The organism is Stenotrophomonas sp. G106K1 (assembly GCF_037969685.1).
In the GTDB taxonomy this organism is placed as follows: domain Bacteria; phylum Pseudomonadota; class Gammaproteobacteria; order Xanthomonadales; family Xanthomonadaceae; genus Stenotrophomonas; species Stenotrophomonas lactitubi.
In genome coordinates, this window is sequence record NZ_JBBPFR010000036.1 from 1 (window position 1) to 14,058 (window position 14,058).

Here is a 14,058-nt window from a genome sequence, read left to right on the forward strand (position 1 = left end):
GTGCAGGGGCGTGAGCCGCATGGATGCGGCGACCGAGCTTACATGGACGTACTTGCAGCGCCCCCTGCACAGCCCACCCGCCCGGCCCACTGCCAGATTTGGAGGCAGTATGCCGCCCAGCCACGAGGGGCTGCGCCGTTCGCTGGAACTCCCAACTGAACGATTTCATCTGCAACTGTCATGCAGATCGTGTCTAATACCGCTCCCCACCCGTAGTGCCCCCACCTGTATGTCCCTCCAATCCCATGGCCCGGCGCCGTGCGACGACGCTGACGGCCACCTGGTCACCGCTGGTCCGCTGACCCCGCCGCCCGATGTTGCCGGCACCCCCGCCGACGAGAAGGCACTGCGCCACTCGGTCGCCGAGGACGTGCAGGGCATGGTGCTGGCGATGCTGGTGGCCTCGCTGGGCCTGGCGATCTTCGCCAAGGGCGGGCTGATGATCGGCGGCATGGCCGGCATGGCGTTCCTGCTGCACTACGCCATGGGCTGGAACTTCGGCCTGGTGTTCGTACTGGTCAATCTGCCGTTCTACTGGGTGGCCGTGCGCCGCATGGGCTGGGAATTCACCCTGAAGACGTTCGCGGCGGTCACCGCCTGCGGCCTGCTGACCGACATCCTGCCGCGCTGGGCCGACTTCTCGCATATCGCGCCGTTGTACTCGGCGCTGGTCGGTGGCGCGCTGTCCGGCCTGGGCATCCTGTTCTTCATCCGCCACCGCGCCAGCCTCGGCGGCATCGGCATCCTGGCGGTGTACCTGCAGCGCACCCGTGGCTGGAGCGCAGGCAAGGTGCAGATGTCCTTCGATGCATGCCTGATGGTGGCTGCGTTCTTCGTGCTGTCGCCGTCGAAGGTGATGTACTCGGCCATCGGTGCGGTGGTGCTCAGTCTGGTGCTGATGTTCAACCACCGCCCAGGCCGCTACATGGGCGTCTGACGGCTCACGGGCAATGCCGGCCAGAGGCCGGCACTACGGGGTGGATGCCTGCACCCACGGTGGCGCCAGCTTCAGCAGCTTGGCGTGCACCGGGCAGTCCTCGGCATGCGCGCCCGGCAGGTAGCCCAGGCTCATCAGGAACTCGCCGGTGATCTCGCCGCCGGTGAAGCGGAACGTCTTCTTGAACAGCTTCACCCAGTCGGCCTTGCTGCGCGGGTGGTGAGCGTCCAGCCACGCGGCGAAGCTGCCGTGGCTCTGGCGCAGCTGCTGGATCACCTGTGCGTTGTGGATCGCCGCCAGCACCTTCAAGCGGTTGCGGATGATGCCCGGGTCCGACAGCAGGCGCTCGATGTCCTGCTCGGCGTAGGCGGCGACGCGATCAACGTCGAAAGCGTCATAGGCCGCGCGGAATCCCTCGCGCTTCTTCAGGATGGTTTCCCAGCTCAGGCCGGCCTGGTTGATCTCCAGCAGCAGGCGCTCGAACAGTTCACGCTCATCGCGCTGCGGGAAACCATATTCATTGGCGTGGTAGTACTCGTGCACCGGATGGCCCGGGGCGATGCGGCAGTATCCGCTCATTGCTTTTCCTTCATCCTGCCGTAGTCATGGGAGTGGTGGATGTCAGCCGGTTGGTCGCCCAGCGAAAGATCGGGCCAACGGCTGGGCGCGATGCGTAGCTGGCCCTCGCGAAGCGCCTGGTTCGCCGCCTTGCCCTCGTCTTCGCGGAAGTTTACCTCGGCCGCCTCCCGCCACTGTGCGTCCTGCCAGACATGCAGCGCGCATTCCGGCCCCCGACGGCGGCCCTCCTTGCACAGCAGCACCTCCTGCTGGCCATCGCCATCCAGATCGCGCTGCAGGGCGATGCAGCCGTTGTCTTCCTTCACGCAGTCGCTTGCGTCCATATGCTCCAGCACGCTCGTCCACCAGGTGTCCGGTGGCGATGCGCTGCCCTTGGCCAGGGTGATGCGCTGCTTCAGCGTCGGGAGGTCGTAGACACCCGCCTCCACGTAGTCCTCCAGCGTATAGCTGGCACCGCGTTCACCCTTCATCTGCTGGTCGATGATCGCCGTTGCGCGCCGGTCGGCCTGGATGACCGGGTCCTGCTGCAGCGCGCGCAGCGCATCCACGCCGGGGCGCCCGTTGTAGTGCCGCAGCTGGCGGCTGTCATTGACCGTCAGTGCGGAGGGATCGGCACGCACACGCTCGGCCAGGCTGCGGGCGGCGATGCGGGCTGGATCCAGCAGCGGCGTATTACCCAGCACGGCCAAGGCCAGCACGGCCCAGCACATCACCCGGTTCACCGGTTCGATGGCCTGCAGCCAGCGCTCGCTCCGGCGCACCACCGCCAGCGCATAGCCTGCGGCGTAACCGGCGGTGAGCACGCCAACACCCACGCCCCAGAAGCGCTCGATGGTCCAGCCATACTGGCCGATGCGCAGCGCCAGCGAGTACAGCGCCACGCCTGTGTACACCGGCAGCACCAGCAGACTGGCCTCGACCACGCGGCGCAGCATCGTCGGGTAGGGGCGGTCGATGCCGCTGCGCTGATAGACCGCGTTGACCATGCATACCAGCAGCACTGCCAGAGTCAGCAGCTCCTGCGCCTGCGAGCGATAGCCACCTGGCGAGGCAAGGCCTGTCAGCGGCAGTGAAATCACGAACAGCACCGCAATGAACGAAAGCAGCGGCAGCAGCCCGCGGCAAAGTGCGAACAACACCTGGCGGATGATCTGGATGGCGCGATGCTGGGTACGGCCGATCAGCACGCCGAACCCGGCCAGGGTACCGGTCGCCAGGGCGACGAATGCGCGCTCCCTGAACAGATGATGGAAGAAGTCCACTTTCACGACCGAGAACAGCGCCGCCCACAGCCACAACAGCATCCAGGCCAGGCCGGTGAACACCGCCGCGACCAGCAGGATCAGACCGTTCTGCCACGCCCGCTCGAACAGCGCGGGGTAGTCCGCGCGCCAATGTCCGTGCTGCAGACGGAACTGCCACCATGGCAACAGCACGAAGGTGGCGACGGCCAGGCTGATCGACAGCGGATCGCGCAGGGACGCAACCCAGATGTTCTCGACGCCGGCAAGATTCCAGCCAACCCATGCGGCCAGCGCGATCACCAGCAGCGAGGCCAGCAGGGCGTGCAGCCACAGGCGCCGGTCACCCAGGTGGCCCAGGGTCAGGGCGATGGCCGACGGCACCGTCAGTACCCAGGCATTCCAGCTGTAACGGCAGGCCAGATCGTGGAAGGGCCAGTGCGGCGCCAGTTCCTGTGCGGCGTACAAGGCCAGACCCTGCAGCAGCGCGATCAGCACGATCATGCTGCGGGTCGACCAGGGCAGCGGAGCATCCTGTTGCATCGCTCAATCCTCCATGGAATCGCACCATCCTAGCCCATCCCTTCGCGCCCGCATCCGGCCGCAGCGGTTAGAATGACGCCCATGCCAGTAACGCCGACTTCCCTCGCCAATCACCTGCTCGTGGCGCTGCCGTCGCTGATCGACGCCACCTTCGCCCGCACCGTTGCGCTGATCTGCCAGCACGACGAGAACGGGGCGATGGGGGTGCTGGTCAACCAGCCGTCCGAGTACACCCTGGGCGAAGTGCTGGCGCAGATGGATATCGCTACCGGTGATGGCGTCCTGCAGGCGCGTCCGGTGCTCAATGGCGGACCGGTGCATCCCGAGCGTGGCTTCGTCATCCATGACGACGCGCGCGCGTGGGATTCCAGCCTCGTCGTCGGTGACGGCCTGTACCTGACCACCTCGCGTGACATCCTCGAGGCGATGGCGCGCGGCGAAGGCCCGGCCAACGCCGTGGTCACCCTGGGCTGCGCGGGCTGGAGTGCCGGCCAGCTGGAAAGCGAACTGTCCGAAAACAGCTGGCTGACCGTGCCGGCCGACGCCGAACTGGTGTTCCAGCTGCCGCTGGAACAGCGCTGGCAGGGCGCTGCCTCGCGCATCGGCGTCGATCTGTTCCGGCTGACCGATTACAGCGGCCATGTCTGAGCCGGCCCTCATCCGCCGCGATGGCACCGTGCTCGGCTTCGATGTCGGCTCGCGCCGGATCGGTGTGGCGATCGGCAGTGCGTTCGCCGCGCATGCACGCGCGGTGGCGGTGGTCGATGTGCACGGCAATGGTCCCGACTGGGCGGCGATCGAACGCCTGCTCAAGGAATGGAAGCCCGATGGCCTGGTGGTTGGCGATCCGCTGACCCTGGACGGCCAGGACCAGCCCAACCGCAAGCGCGCGCAGGGCTTTGCCCGCCAGCTGCGGGAACGTTTCAAGCTGCCGGTGGTGATGATCGACGAGCGTTCCAGCTCGGTCGAGGCCGCCCGCCGCTTCGCCGTCGAGCGCGCTGAAGGGCGCAAGCGCCGCCGCGATGCGGCCGCCCTCGATGCCGTGGCCGCGGCGGTGATCATCGACCGCTGGTTGTCGTCGCCGGACGACGCCATTCCCATTCCCTGACGATACGAACCCCGCCATGACCGCCCAGCAACTCGATGACTCCGGCCGCCTGCGCCACCTGTTGACGCTTGAAGGTCTTCCCCGCGACACCCTGGTGCAGCTGCTCGACCGTGCCGGCCAGATCCGCGATGCCGCGGTCGGCCGTGTCGGCAACAAGCGCCACGTGCTGGGCGGATCGGCGGTGTGCACCTTGTTCTTCGAACCCTCCACCCGTACCCGCAGTTCGTTCCATCTGGCGGCGCAGCGGTTGGGTGCGGACGTGCTGAACTTCGACGCCTCCACCTCGTCCACGCGCAAGGGCGAAACCGCCTGCGACACGCTGAAGAACCTGGAAGCGATGGGCGTGCGTGGCTTCGTCGTGCGTCACCCGGATGACGGCGCCGTGGCCGCGCTGGCCGCCGTGGCGGGCGAGGGCACCGCGCTGATCAATGCCGGCGACGGCCGCAGCTCGCACCCGACCCAAGGCCTGCTGGACATGCTGACCCTGCGCCAGGCCAAGGGCCCGGACTTCTCGAAGATGAAAGTGGTGATCGTCGGCGACGTCAAGCACTCGCGCGTGGCCCGCACCGACCTGCATGCGCTGCGTACGCTGGGCGTCGGCGAGATCCGCGTGTGCGGCCCGCAGTCGCTGTTGCCGGACGACGACACCCTGAAGGGCTGCGTGGTCGGTGATGATTTCGACGCGATGCTGGAAGGCGTCGACGCGCTGATGATGCTGCGTCTGCAGCGCGAGCGCATGGAAGAAGGTCTGGTGCCGTCGCTGGAGCAGTACCACGCGCAGTACGGGTTGAACACCGCACGCCTGGCCCGCGCCGGCAAGGATGCAGCCGTGCTGCACCCGGGCCCGATCAACCGCGGCGTGGAAGTGACCGACGACGTGGCCGACGGCCCGCAGTCGTGGGTGCTGCGCCAGGTCGCCAACGGCGTCGCCGTACGCATGGCCGTGCTGGAAACCCTGTTGGGTTGATTGCCGGTGGGTGCCAACCTCGGTTGGCACTGACCATCCGTTGCCGATGCGCTGCTTTGGTGGGTGCCAACCTTGGTTGGCATTGGCCTTCCGTTGCCGATGCGCTGCTTTGGTGGCGCCAATCTAGGTTGGTACTGCCCCGACCCAGGGTGCAGGCATTATCCGATGGTCAGTTGAGACGGCGCAGTCCACGCTTTCTCCCATGAACAGTGCTCGCCTCCGGCTCGGCCGTCGTTCCAGCATCGGCCAGATCTACATCCTCACGACCAACGTTGATGGGCGAGCCCCGCTGTTCTCCAATGACGATGCTGCGGCGCTTGCAGTCCGAGAATTCCAGCGGCTCGACCACGAAGGTCTCACCCATTCGGTCGCCTATGTGGTCATGCCCGACCATATCCATTGGCTGATGGAACTGCGTGCCGGATCGCTCGATGTAGTCATGAAACGCTTCAAGTCACGCACTGCCCTGAATGCCAATCGGGTGCTGGGACGGGTGGGTCGCTTCTGGCAGCCGTGCTATCACGACCACGCGATTCGGTCTGACGAATCGCTGTACCGGCATGCGATGTACCTGATGGGCAATCCCATCAGGGCTGGCCTGACCACACAGCTTGGGCAGTATCAACACGCCTGGTGCGCTTGGGGGTTTGAAGATTCTTGCGCTGAGAGGGAACTCATCGGCGCTGACAGGTAGTGCCAACCAAGGTTGGCACCCACCGAAGCTGCGCGCAGGTGGATGGCCACCGACGGCGGGCGTGAAGTCGGGGTGCAACAGAGCAGGCGCTCAGCGCTTCTGCTTGAACAACCACGCCCACATCGCCGCGTCGGCGTAGGTGGCATCCCAGGCGTTGTGGTTGCCGTCCGGGTACTCGGTATAGCGCACATCACGCGCGCCTGCGGTCTGGAAGGCGGCATGCAGCCGCCGATCATCATCGGGCGGCACCACATCATCCAGCGCGCCGTGAAAGATCCAGATCGGGGTGCGTTGCAGGCGCTGGGCGATCACCGTGTAGGGATCGGACTCACGCGCCACCTGTTCGACGAACAGGGTGGGGCGGACCGCACGCGGCGCCAGTACCGCACCACAGACAGGCACGATCGCGGCGAAGCGCTGCGGGTCGTCCAAGGCGATGTTCCAGCTGCCGTAGCCGCCCATCGACATCCCGGTCAGGTACTGCCTTGCCGGGTCGGCGCCGAATTCGGCAATCGTGGCGTCCAGTGCGGCGATCGCCACACGGTTGTTGCGGCCGCTCCATTCTTCACGGCCGGGTACCTGCGGAAACACCGCCAGTGCCGGGAAGTCGGCGGCGTGCCGACGCAGGTACGGGCCCAGGCCTGCGTGGGTCTGCTTCACGCCATCGCCGCCGCGCTCACCGGAGCCATGCAGGAACAGCACCACCGGCAGCGTCCCCGACGTGCGCGCGGCAGCGGCTGGAATGAACACCTGATAGTAGGCAGTCTCGCCGTCCACCTTCACTGCACGTGCCTCGAAGTGACCGCGCGTACCGGGCGGCGTACTGGCGCACCCGGTCATCATCAGCAGGGCCAGCAGTGGCAGCCAGCGCGAAAGCGATCGAAGCATGGCGATTCCCATGAGGGCGAGGTCACTTCGATGGTAGTGCGCTGCGGCCGGCCCGGCATCGTGCGCCGCATCACTGCGGGCGCGGGAAGCTGGCGATGATCTCCAGCTGCTCCTGTGCCTCGGCATTGCCGCCTGCGGCTGCGGCCTGTACCTGCGCCATGTCCGGGTGCAGCACCACCAGCAGCGGGTTCTCGCAGACCGGGCACACGTACTCGGTGGCGTCCTCGTCCAGCTCCATCACCATTGCCCGTGAACTGCCTTTCCACTCGCAGGCCGCGCAGGTGTGAGGCTGGTCGCGCCAACCCGGCGCGAAGTAGTTTTCGATCGTCGTTGCCATGGCAATTCCAGTCAGTGCAGCAGGACCATGGTGGCCAGGCCGAGGAAGGTGAAGAAGCCCATTGAGTCGGTCACCGCGGTCAGGAAGATGCCGCTGGCCAGCGCCGGATCGAAGCCGAAGCGCTTCAGGCCCAGGGGCACCAGCACGCCGGCAAGCGCCGCGAACAACAGGTTGCAGGTCAGCGCGATGGCGATCACGGCCGAGAGTCCGGGCGAGTGGAACCAGGCGAGTACGATCAGGCCCAGTACCGAGCCGAGCACCACGCCATTGAGCAGGGCGACCCGCACTTCCTTCCACAGCAGCGTGCGTGCGTTGGAACTGCCGACCTGGCCCAGCGCCAAGCCACGCACCATCAGCGCCAGCACCTGGGTGCCGGCATTGCCGCCGAGCCCGGCGACGATCGGCATCAGCACGGCCAGTGCGACCAGCTTGTCGATGGTGCCTTCGAAGTGGCCGACCACGCTGGAGGCCAGGAACGCGGTGCACAGGTTCACCGACAGCCACATCAGGCGGCGCCGCATCGCGCGCCAGACCGGGCTGAACAGGTCCTCGTCCTCGTCCAGGCCGGCCGCGCCCAGCGCCTGGTGCTCGGCCTGGCCACGGATGATGTCGACCACGTCATCGATGGTGATGCGGCCGATCAGGATGTTGTTGTCATCCACCACCGGCGCGGAGATCCAGTCATGGTCGGAGAATTGCCGCGCCACTTCCTGGTCGCTTTCGCCGACATCGATGGCAGGCTGCTCATCGTCGATCAGGCGGTTGATCGGTGTGGTGTCTTCGTGGGTCACCAGCGAGGCCAGCGACACGCGGCCCAGGTACTGATGGCGGCGGCTGACCACGAACAGGTGATCGGTGTGGTCGGGCAGTTCGCCGCGCAGGCGCAGGTAGCGCAGCACCACATCGACGTTGACGTCGGCGCGCACCGTCACCACGTCCGGGTTCATCAGGCGGCCGGCGCTGTCCTCGGGGTAGGACAGCACCTGCTCCAGGCGCTCGCGGTTCTCGCGGTCCATCGACTTGAGGACTTCGTCGATGACCGTGTCCGGCAGGTCTTCGACCAGGTCGGCCAGATCGTCGATGTCCAGGTCTTCGACCGCGGCGATGATTTCGTCCGGGTCCATGTCTGCGAGAAGGCTCTCGCGCACGTCATCGCCGACGTGGACCAGTACCTCGCCGTCGTCTTCCGGATCGACCAAGCCCCAGACGATCTCGCGCTTGCCCGGCGGCAGCGATTCGAGCAGGTTGCCGATCTCGGCCGGCGCCAGGGTATTGACCAGACGGCGTACCGGGCCCAGCCGACCGCTGTCCAGTGCATCGGACAGCATCCGCAACTGGCGCGCAGTCTTGTCGTGGCGTACAGCCTCAGCCATCGCAGCTCCCGCGGGATAAGAAAAGCCGCGATCCTGGCAAGGATGCGGCAACAGGGGTGTTCAGCGCGTCATTATCGCAAGGGGATGTTTCAGCGCATACCCCGCTGGCCTGCGGCCACCGGGGTCCACGCATTCAACCTTATCCCCCGCCTGTCGGCGCGCCCCTTGAACAACAAGGGGCTGTTGCTGCGGATCGAATCTGCGTGCGTCGCCGAGGAAGCCGGGGTTGACCCCCACGTGCGCGACGCGTCAGGACGCGTCCGCCACCAACGCCAGCCAGCGCTCGATGCCGCGGCGGTCGCGCATGCCCAGCAGCTTCGGTGCGCGGGCACGCAGGGCGCCCAGGTCGGCATCACGGACAGCCCGGCGTACTTCCAGCAAGGTGCCCGGGTGCAGGCTGAACTCGGTCAGGCCGAGCGCCAACAGCAGCGGCGTCATCCGTGCGTCGCCGGCGATCTCGCCACAGACCGCCACTGGAATGCGATGGCGTGCGCCGGTCTCGATCACCATCTGCAGCAGGCGCAGCACGGCCGGGTGCAGCGGCGAATACAGTTCGCCCAGTGCTTCGTTGTTACGGTCGGCGGCCAGCAGGTACTGCACCAGATCGTTGGTGCCGATCGACAGGAAGTCGACCAGGTCGATGAAACTCTCCAGCGCCAGCGCGGCGGCGGGCACTTCGATCATCGCGCCCAGTGGCACATGCTCGGCCACCATGTGGCCCTCGGCGCGCAGCTGCTCGCCCAGTTTCAGCATGCGCCGGCGTACCGCCAGCAGTTCATCGCGGGTGCTGACCATGGGCACCAGCACGCGCAGCTTGCCGTAGGCCGAGGCGCGCAGGATCGCGCGCATCTGGGTGTCAGCCACCTTGGGCCGGGCCAGCGACAGGCGCACGCCGCGCAGGCCCAACGCCGGGTTTTCCTCGTTGCTCAGGGTCAGGCCGGTGCGGTCGGCCTTGTCTGCGCCCAGGTCGAGGGTGCGGATGGTCACCGGGCGGCCACTCATGCCCAGTGCCGCATCGCGGTAGGTCTGGAACTGTTCTTCTTCGTCTGGCAGTTCGTTGCGCTGCAGGAACAGGAATTCGGTGCGGTACAGGCCCAGGCCGTGGGCACCCAGCGCATGCGCCTGGGTTACATCTTCCAGCGATTCGGCATTGGCCAGCAGGGCGATGTCGACCTGGTCGCGGGTACGGCTGGGCTTGCTGCGCAGGCGGCCGAGCTCGCGCTGCTCGCGCGCATGCTCCTTCAGGCGTGCGCGGTAGTCACGCAGGTTGTCGGCCTGCGGGTTGACGGTGATGCTGCCGTCGGCGCCATCGATGATCAGCACGTCGCCGTCGATCACCTTGCTCAGCAGCTGCGGCACGCTGACGATCAATGGCAGGTGCAGGCTGCGGGCGAGGATCGCACTGTGCGACAGCGCGCTGCCCGCGCTGGTGACGATGCCGACCACACCGTGTGACTGCAGCTGGGCCAGCTCGGAAGGGGCGATGTTGTCGCAGACCAGGATTTCACCGGCCAGGCCCTTCACCGCTGCCGGGCGTTCGGGCTGCAGGAAGGCATGAATACGCCCGATCACATGGTCGAGGTCGTCCATGCGGCTCTTCAGGTAGGCATCGTCCATGCCATCGAAGACTTTGGCCAAGCGGTCGCGCTGCAGGCGCAATGCGTAGCCGGCGCTGTAGGGACCACTGCGGATCAGTTCGTCCAGCCCGAACAGCAGTTCGGGATCGTCCAGCAGCAGTGCATGCAGGTCGAGGAACTCGCCCACTTCCTGGTTCAGCGCGCCATGCAGGCGCTGGCGCAGCTCGTGCATTTCCGTGCGCGCCGCGTCCACGGCGCGGTGCAGGCGTGCCAGCTCGGATTCAACCTGAGAAGGGGTGACGCGCTGTTCGGCTACTTCCAGTGCATGCGGCAGGCGCACGCGGGCGCGGCCCATCGCCGTACCGCGGGCGGCGCCGTGCCCGGCCAGCAGCTGTACCGGCCGTTGGCCGGTGGGGGCTTGGCCGACGCGCGCGCGTGGCACGGTCAGTTGTCCTCGTCGAAGCGACGCTCGAACAGGTCGACCACCGCGTCCATCGCCGCGACTTCGTCTTCGCCGTTGATGCGGATGGTGACCGGCGTGCCTTGCCCTGCCGCCAGCAGCATTACGCCCATGATGCTCTTGGCGTTGATCTCACGGCCCTTGGCGGCCATGGTCACGTTGCAGCGGAACGGCGCCAAGGTCTGCACCAGCTTGGCGGTGGCCCGGGCATGCAGGCCCAGGCGGTTGCTCACAGTGAGTTCTCGTTCAAGCATCGTCGACTATCGCTCCATTACGGGTGCCCGCCGCCGCAGTGGCGGGCAGTTGATCCAGTCCCTGTTCCGGATAATTCATCACCCGCAGCAACATCGGCAGGCTCAGCGCCGACACCCGGCGAACCGGGGTCCCCAACCGGGCCAGCTGCCCGGCAAGGTTGGCGGGGCTGGCGCCGTACAGGTCGGTCAGGATCAGCACGCCCTCACCCCCATCGACCCGCCGCAGAGCGGCCGAGGCGAGCGGGAGCAGAGCATCCAGGTCTGCGTCGAACGGTACTTCGAAAGCTTCGGTTTTCAGCGGCAACTGCCGCAGAAGCCGGGTCGCCACCTCAAGCAGGGCGATCCCGACCCCAGGATGTGTTACGAGGAGAATGCCACAGGTCATTACTGCACGTTAACAGGTCAAGGTGAATTGGCGATAGCAGCAGGAGAGGGGCACTGTGTCCCGTATTCAGTGTTGCTCGGGTCGGAGCCCTTTTCCGTTGAAAAAGGGATCCGACCGCATCCGTTTTTCGGTGCGTGACAGAGATTCATCCACGCATGGCGTGGATCTACCGTGTCGACCAAGGTCGACACCTACCAACAGCAGCAGAAATCCGTCGGAGGTGGGGCGGTGTGGGGCTGCAGGACCGTTGGCGCCATGGATGGCGCCATCGAGCCCCCAAGGAAGGGTTTACGGCGTGCCCTGCAGCCCCACACCGCCCCGCATCCCACGAAATGCAGCCGCTTGCCGTTGACGTTGCCGTGGTTTCTGCGGGTGCCGGGCGCAGCCCGGCCGACCACCCCTCAATCCTGCTCGCGGTGGTACGTCGCCACGTCTTCCCAGCCCATCTCACGCGCATGGCGGGCCAGTCGTTCGGCCAGGAACACCGAGCGGTGCTTGCCACCGGTACAGCCGAAGGCCACCGTCACATAGCTGCGGGTGCCATCGCCCAGCTTGGGCAGCCACGTATCCAGGAAATCCATCAGCTGCGCCAGGTAGCGCTGCACATCCGGCTGCGCTTCCAGGTAATCGCGCACGCCGGGTTCGCGACCGCTCAGCGCCCGCAGTTCCGGATCCCAGTGCGGGTTCGGCAGCACGCGCGCGTCGAACACGAAATCGGCCTCGGCCGGCACGCCACGCTTGTAGGCAAACGATTCGAACAGCAGCGACAGGCGGGTGGCATGGCCCATCGCGAATTCGGTGATGATCCGGCGCCGCAGCTGGTGGACGTTCAACGCACTGGTATCGATCACCGCATCGGCTTCGCGGCGCAGCGGCGCGATCAGCTCGCGCTCGCGGGAGATCGCTTCCGGCAACGACAGCCCGAGCTGGCTCAGCGGGTGCCGGCGACGGGTATCGGCATAGCGCTTGAGCACCGTTTCATCGCTGGCCTCGAAAAACAGCACTTTGGCGTCCACCCCGGCATCGGTGGCCAGCTGCCGCCAGTTGGACAGCTGGGTCAGGTCGCTCTGCCCGCGCACATCGATGCCCACCGCCAGCCGGCGTACTGCCGCACCGTCGTGGTGGCTCAGGACATTGCGCACGAAGTCCGGCAGCAGCTGGATCGGCAGGTTGTCCGAGCAGTAGTAGTCCTGGTCCTCGAAGGTCTTCAGGGCGACGGATTTACCCGAGCCGGACAGGCCACTGACGATGATCAGGGTCGGGGCGGTGGGAATGACGGTGCTCATGGACGGGCTCTTCGAAGGACAGGGGGATCAGGGCGTTCGCCGTTCCAGCAGGTTGCTGTGGCGGGCGATGAACATCGCCGCCGGGTCGATACCCTTGGTACGCAGAATGTGCAGCCGGGTGGCCGCCTCGGTCAGAACGGCCAGGTTGCGGCCGGGCATCACCGGCAGGGTGATCAGCGGCACGTCCAGGTCCAGCACGTGGCGCGTGCCCGAGTCGCCGGTCAGGCGCTCGTAACCATGGGGGGTGGGCTCGGTCATCGGCTTGGTCAGGTGGACGATCAGCCGAAGGTACTTGTTCTTCTTTACAGCGGTGTCGCCAAACATCTCGCGCACGTTCAGCACGCCCAGGCCGCGTACTTCCAGCAGGTCCTGCAGCAGCTCCGGGCAGGTGCCATCGAGCACGTCGGGGGCGATCTGGGTGAACTCGGGGGCGTCGTCGGCCACCAGGCGGTGGCCGCGGCTGAGCAGTTCCAGGGCCAGCTCGCTCTTGCCCGATCCAGCTTCACCGGTGATCAGCACGCCGATGGAATAGATCTCCATGAACACGCCGTGCAGGATCACCCGCGGCGCCAGCGTACGCGCCAGGTGGTAGGACAGGTGGTTGAGCAGTTCGTGGCCGCGTTTGGGCGACAGCCACAGCGGCGTGCCGGATTCATCGGCAGCGGCGCGCAGGTCTTCCGGGCAGGGCTGGTTGCGGGTCAGCACCAGCGCCAGCGGATGCGACTGCATGATCTTTTCGATGGTCTCCCAGCGCTGGCGGGGTTCCAGCGCGTCCAGCCAGGACAGTTCCTCGGTACCGAGGATCTGCACCTTGTTGGGATAGATCGCATTGAGATAGCCGGCCAGCGAAGGGCGGCGCGAGACCGTGTTGCCGGCCTCCAGCTCGCGCTTCTCGCCGGATTTGCCCGCTGCCCAACGCAGGCCAAGCCGCTCACGCTGCTGTTCGAACAGTTCGCGGGCAGTGATGCTGGTATTCATGCGGCGCTCGCCGGTGGGGTCAGGTCCAGGGCCTGGCGCAGCTCCCGTGCATCACCGGCCTCGCGCAGTGCCTGGCGGATGCAGGGTGCGGAAAACAGCTCGGCCAGCTCGGACAGCAGCATCAGGTGTTGATGGGTGTAGTGGGCCGGAACGGCCATGGCGAACACCAGGTCGACCGGCTCGTCGCCACCGAAATCGACCGGGGTCTGCAGGCGCAGCAGCGCGCCACGGGGTCGATCCAGGGTCGGCGCGCGACCATGCGGGATGGCGATGCCGTAGCCGATTGCGGTGCTGCCCAACGCTTCGCGCTGGCACAGGTTGAGATAGATCTGTTCGGCATTGGCCTGGCGGCAGGCCAGTAATCCGGCCGCGGCCTGCAGGACGCTGTCGCGGTCGGTGGCCGTGCAGAGCTGGGTCTGCACGGCCGCCAGGAGGTCAGTCAGGGGCATGT

16 protein-coding genes are annotated in these 14,058 nt (G+C 66.7%); 5 read left to right on the forward strand and 11 right to left on the reverse strand.

What is annotated here, in order from left to right; all coding sequences use genetic code 11:
• Positions 1-229: 229 nt before the first annotated feature.
• Positions 230-937, forward strand: a complete 708-nt coding sequence (locus tag WKB25_RS20305) for a YitT family protein (RefSeq protein ID WP_099819252.1) — start codon at positions 230-232, stop codon at positions 935-937.
• A 33-nt stretch (positions 938-970) separates the two neighbouring features.
• On the opposite strand, the gene WKB25_RS20310 is transcribed toward WKB25_RS20305, so the two are convergent.
• Both WKB25_RS20310 and WKB25_RS20315 read right to left on the reverse strand, forming a co-directional pair.
• Positions 971-1,516: a DNA-3-methyladenine glycosylase I gene (locus WKB25_RS20310; protein WP_100463504.1), complete on the reverse strand. Its 546-nt coding sequence runs from the start codon at positions 1,514-1,516 to the stop codon at positions 971-973.
• Positions 1,513-3,300: a DUF4153 domain-containing protein gene (locus tag WKB25_RS20315; RefSeq protein WP_340572654.1), complete on the reverse strand. Its 1,788-nt coding sequence runs from the start codon at positions 3,298-3,300 to the stop codon at positions 1,513-1,515. Before WKB25_RS20315 ends, WKB25_RS20310 begins: the two co-directional genes overlap by 4 nt.
• Before the next feature lie 81 nt (positions 3,301-3,381).
• Between WKB25_RS20315 and WKB25_RS20320 the strand changes: the two genes are divergently transcribed.
• The 4 genes from WKB25_RS20320 to WKB25_RS20335 all read left to right on the forward strand — a co-directional run bounded on the left by WKB25_RS20320 (position 3,382) and on the right by WKB25_RS20335 (position 6,069).
• Positions 3,382-3,948 carry a YqgE/AlgH family protein gene (locus WKB25_RS20320; protein WP_025874032.1) on the forward strand — a complete coding sequence of 189 codons (567 nt, stop codon included), beginning with the start codon at positions 3,382-3,384 and terminating at the stop codon, positions 3,946-3,948.
• Entirely contained in the window at positions 3,941-4,408 is a 468-nt protein-coding gene (gene ruvX, locus WKB25_RS20325) for a Holliday junction resolvase RuvX (RefSeq protein WP_025874031.1), read from the forward strand. Before WKB25_RS20320 ends, ruvX begins: the two co-directional genes overlap by 8 nt.
• A 16-nt stretch (positions 4,409-4,424) precedes the next feature.
• Entirely contained in the window at positions 4,425-5,375 is a 951-nt protein-coding gene (locus WKB25_RS20330) for an aspartate carbamoyltransferase catalytic subunit (protein WP_100463517.1), read from the forward strand.
• Between the two features lie 202 nt (positions 5,376-5,577).
• Positions 5,578-6,069 carry a transposase gene (locus tag WKB25_RS20335; protein ID WP_340572655.1) on the forward strand — a complete coding sequence of 164 codons (492 nt, stop codon included), beginning with the start codon at positions 5,578-5,580 and terminating at the stop codon, positions 6,067-6,069.
• A 90-nt stretch (positions 6,070-6,159) separates the two neighbouring features.
• Here WKB25_RS20335 and WKB25_RS20340 read toward each other — a convergent pair whose 3' ends face one another.
• The 9 genes from WKB25_RS20340 to WKB25_RS20380 form a co-directional block, all read right to left on the reverse strand.
• Positions 6,160-6,957, reverse strand: coding sequence for a prolyl oligopeptidase family serine peptidase (locus WKB25_RS20340; protein WP_340572656.1), 798 nt, complete (start codon positions 6,955-6,957; stop codon positions 6,160-6,162).
• Between the two features lie 70 nt (positions 6,958-7,027).
• Positions 7,028-7,294 carry a hypothetical protein gene (locus WKB25_RS20345; RefSeq protein WP_340572657.1) on the reverse strand — a complete coding sequence of 89 codons (267 nt, stop codon included), beginning with the start codon at positions 7,292-7,294 and terminating at the stop codon, positions 7,028-7,030.
• Between the two features lie 11 nt (positions 7,295-7,305).
• On the reverse strand, positions 7,306-8,667 hold the full coding sequence (gene mgtE / locus WKB25_RS20350; protein WP_025874026.1) for a magnesium transporter: 1,362 nt from the start codon (positions 8,665-8,667) through the stop codon (positions 7,306-7,308).
• A 249-nt stretch (positions 8,668-8,916) separates the two neighbouring features.
• Positions 8,917-10,686, reverse strand: coding sequence for a phosphoenolpyruvate--protein phosphotransferase (ptsP, locus tag WKB25_RS20355; protein ID WP_340572658.1), 1,770 nt, complete (start codon positions 10,684-10,686; stop codon positions 8,917-8,919).
• A gap of 2 nt (positions 10,687-10,688) precedes the next feature.
• Entirely contained in the window at positions 10,689-10,958 is a 270-nt protein-coding gene (locus WKB25_RS20360) for an HPr family phosphocarrier protein (protein ID WP_025874024.1), read from the reverse strand.
• The gene (locus tag WKB25_RS20365; protein WP_099819261.1) at positions 10,951-11,343 is read right to left on the reverse strand and encodes a PTS fructose IIA subunit family protein; all 393 of its coding nucleotides are present in this window, start codon (positions 11,341-11,343) and stop codon (positions 10,951-10,953) included. Before WKB25_RS20365 ends, WKB25_RS20360 begins: the two co-directional genes overlap by 8 nt.
• 401 nt (positions 11,344-11,744) lie before the next feature.
• Positions 11,745-12,629, reverse strand: coding sequence for an RNase adapter RapZ (rapZ, locus tag WKB25_RS20370; RefSeq protein WP_340572659.1), 885 nt, complete (start codon positions 12,627-12,629; stop codon positions 11,745-11,747).
• 27 nt (positions 12,630-12,656) lie between these two features.
• A complete protein-coding gene (hprK, locus tag WKB25_RS20375) occupies positions 12,657-13,607 on the reverse strand; it encodes an HPr(Ser) kinase/phosphatase (protein ID WP_004147299.1) in 951 nt (316 codons plus the stop codon).
• The gene (locus WKB25_RS20380; protein WP_032977285.1) at positions 13,604-14,056 is read right to left on the reverse strand and encodes a PTS sugar transporter subunit IIA; all 453 of its coding nucleotides are present in this window, start codon (positions 14,054-14,056) and stop codon (positions 13,604-13,606) included. The genes hprK and WKB25_RS20380 overlap by 4 nt, the downstream gene beginning before the upstream one ends.
• Between the last annotated feature and the right edge of the window lie 2 nt (positions 14,057-14,058).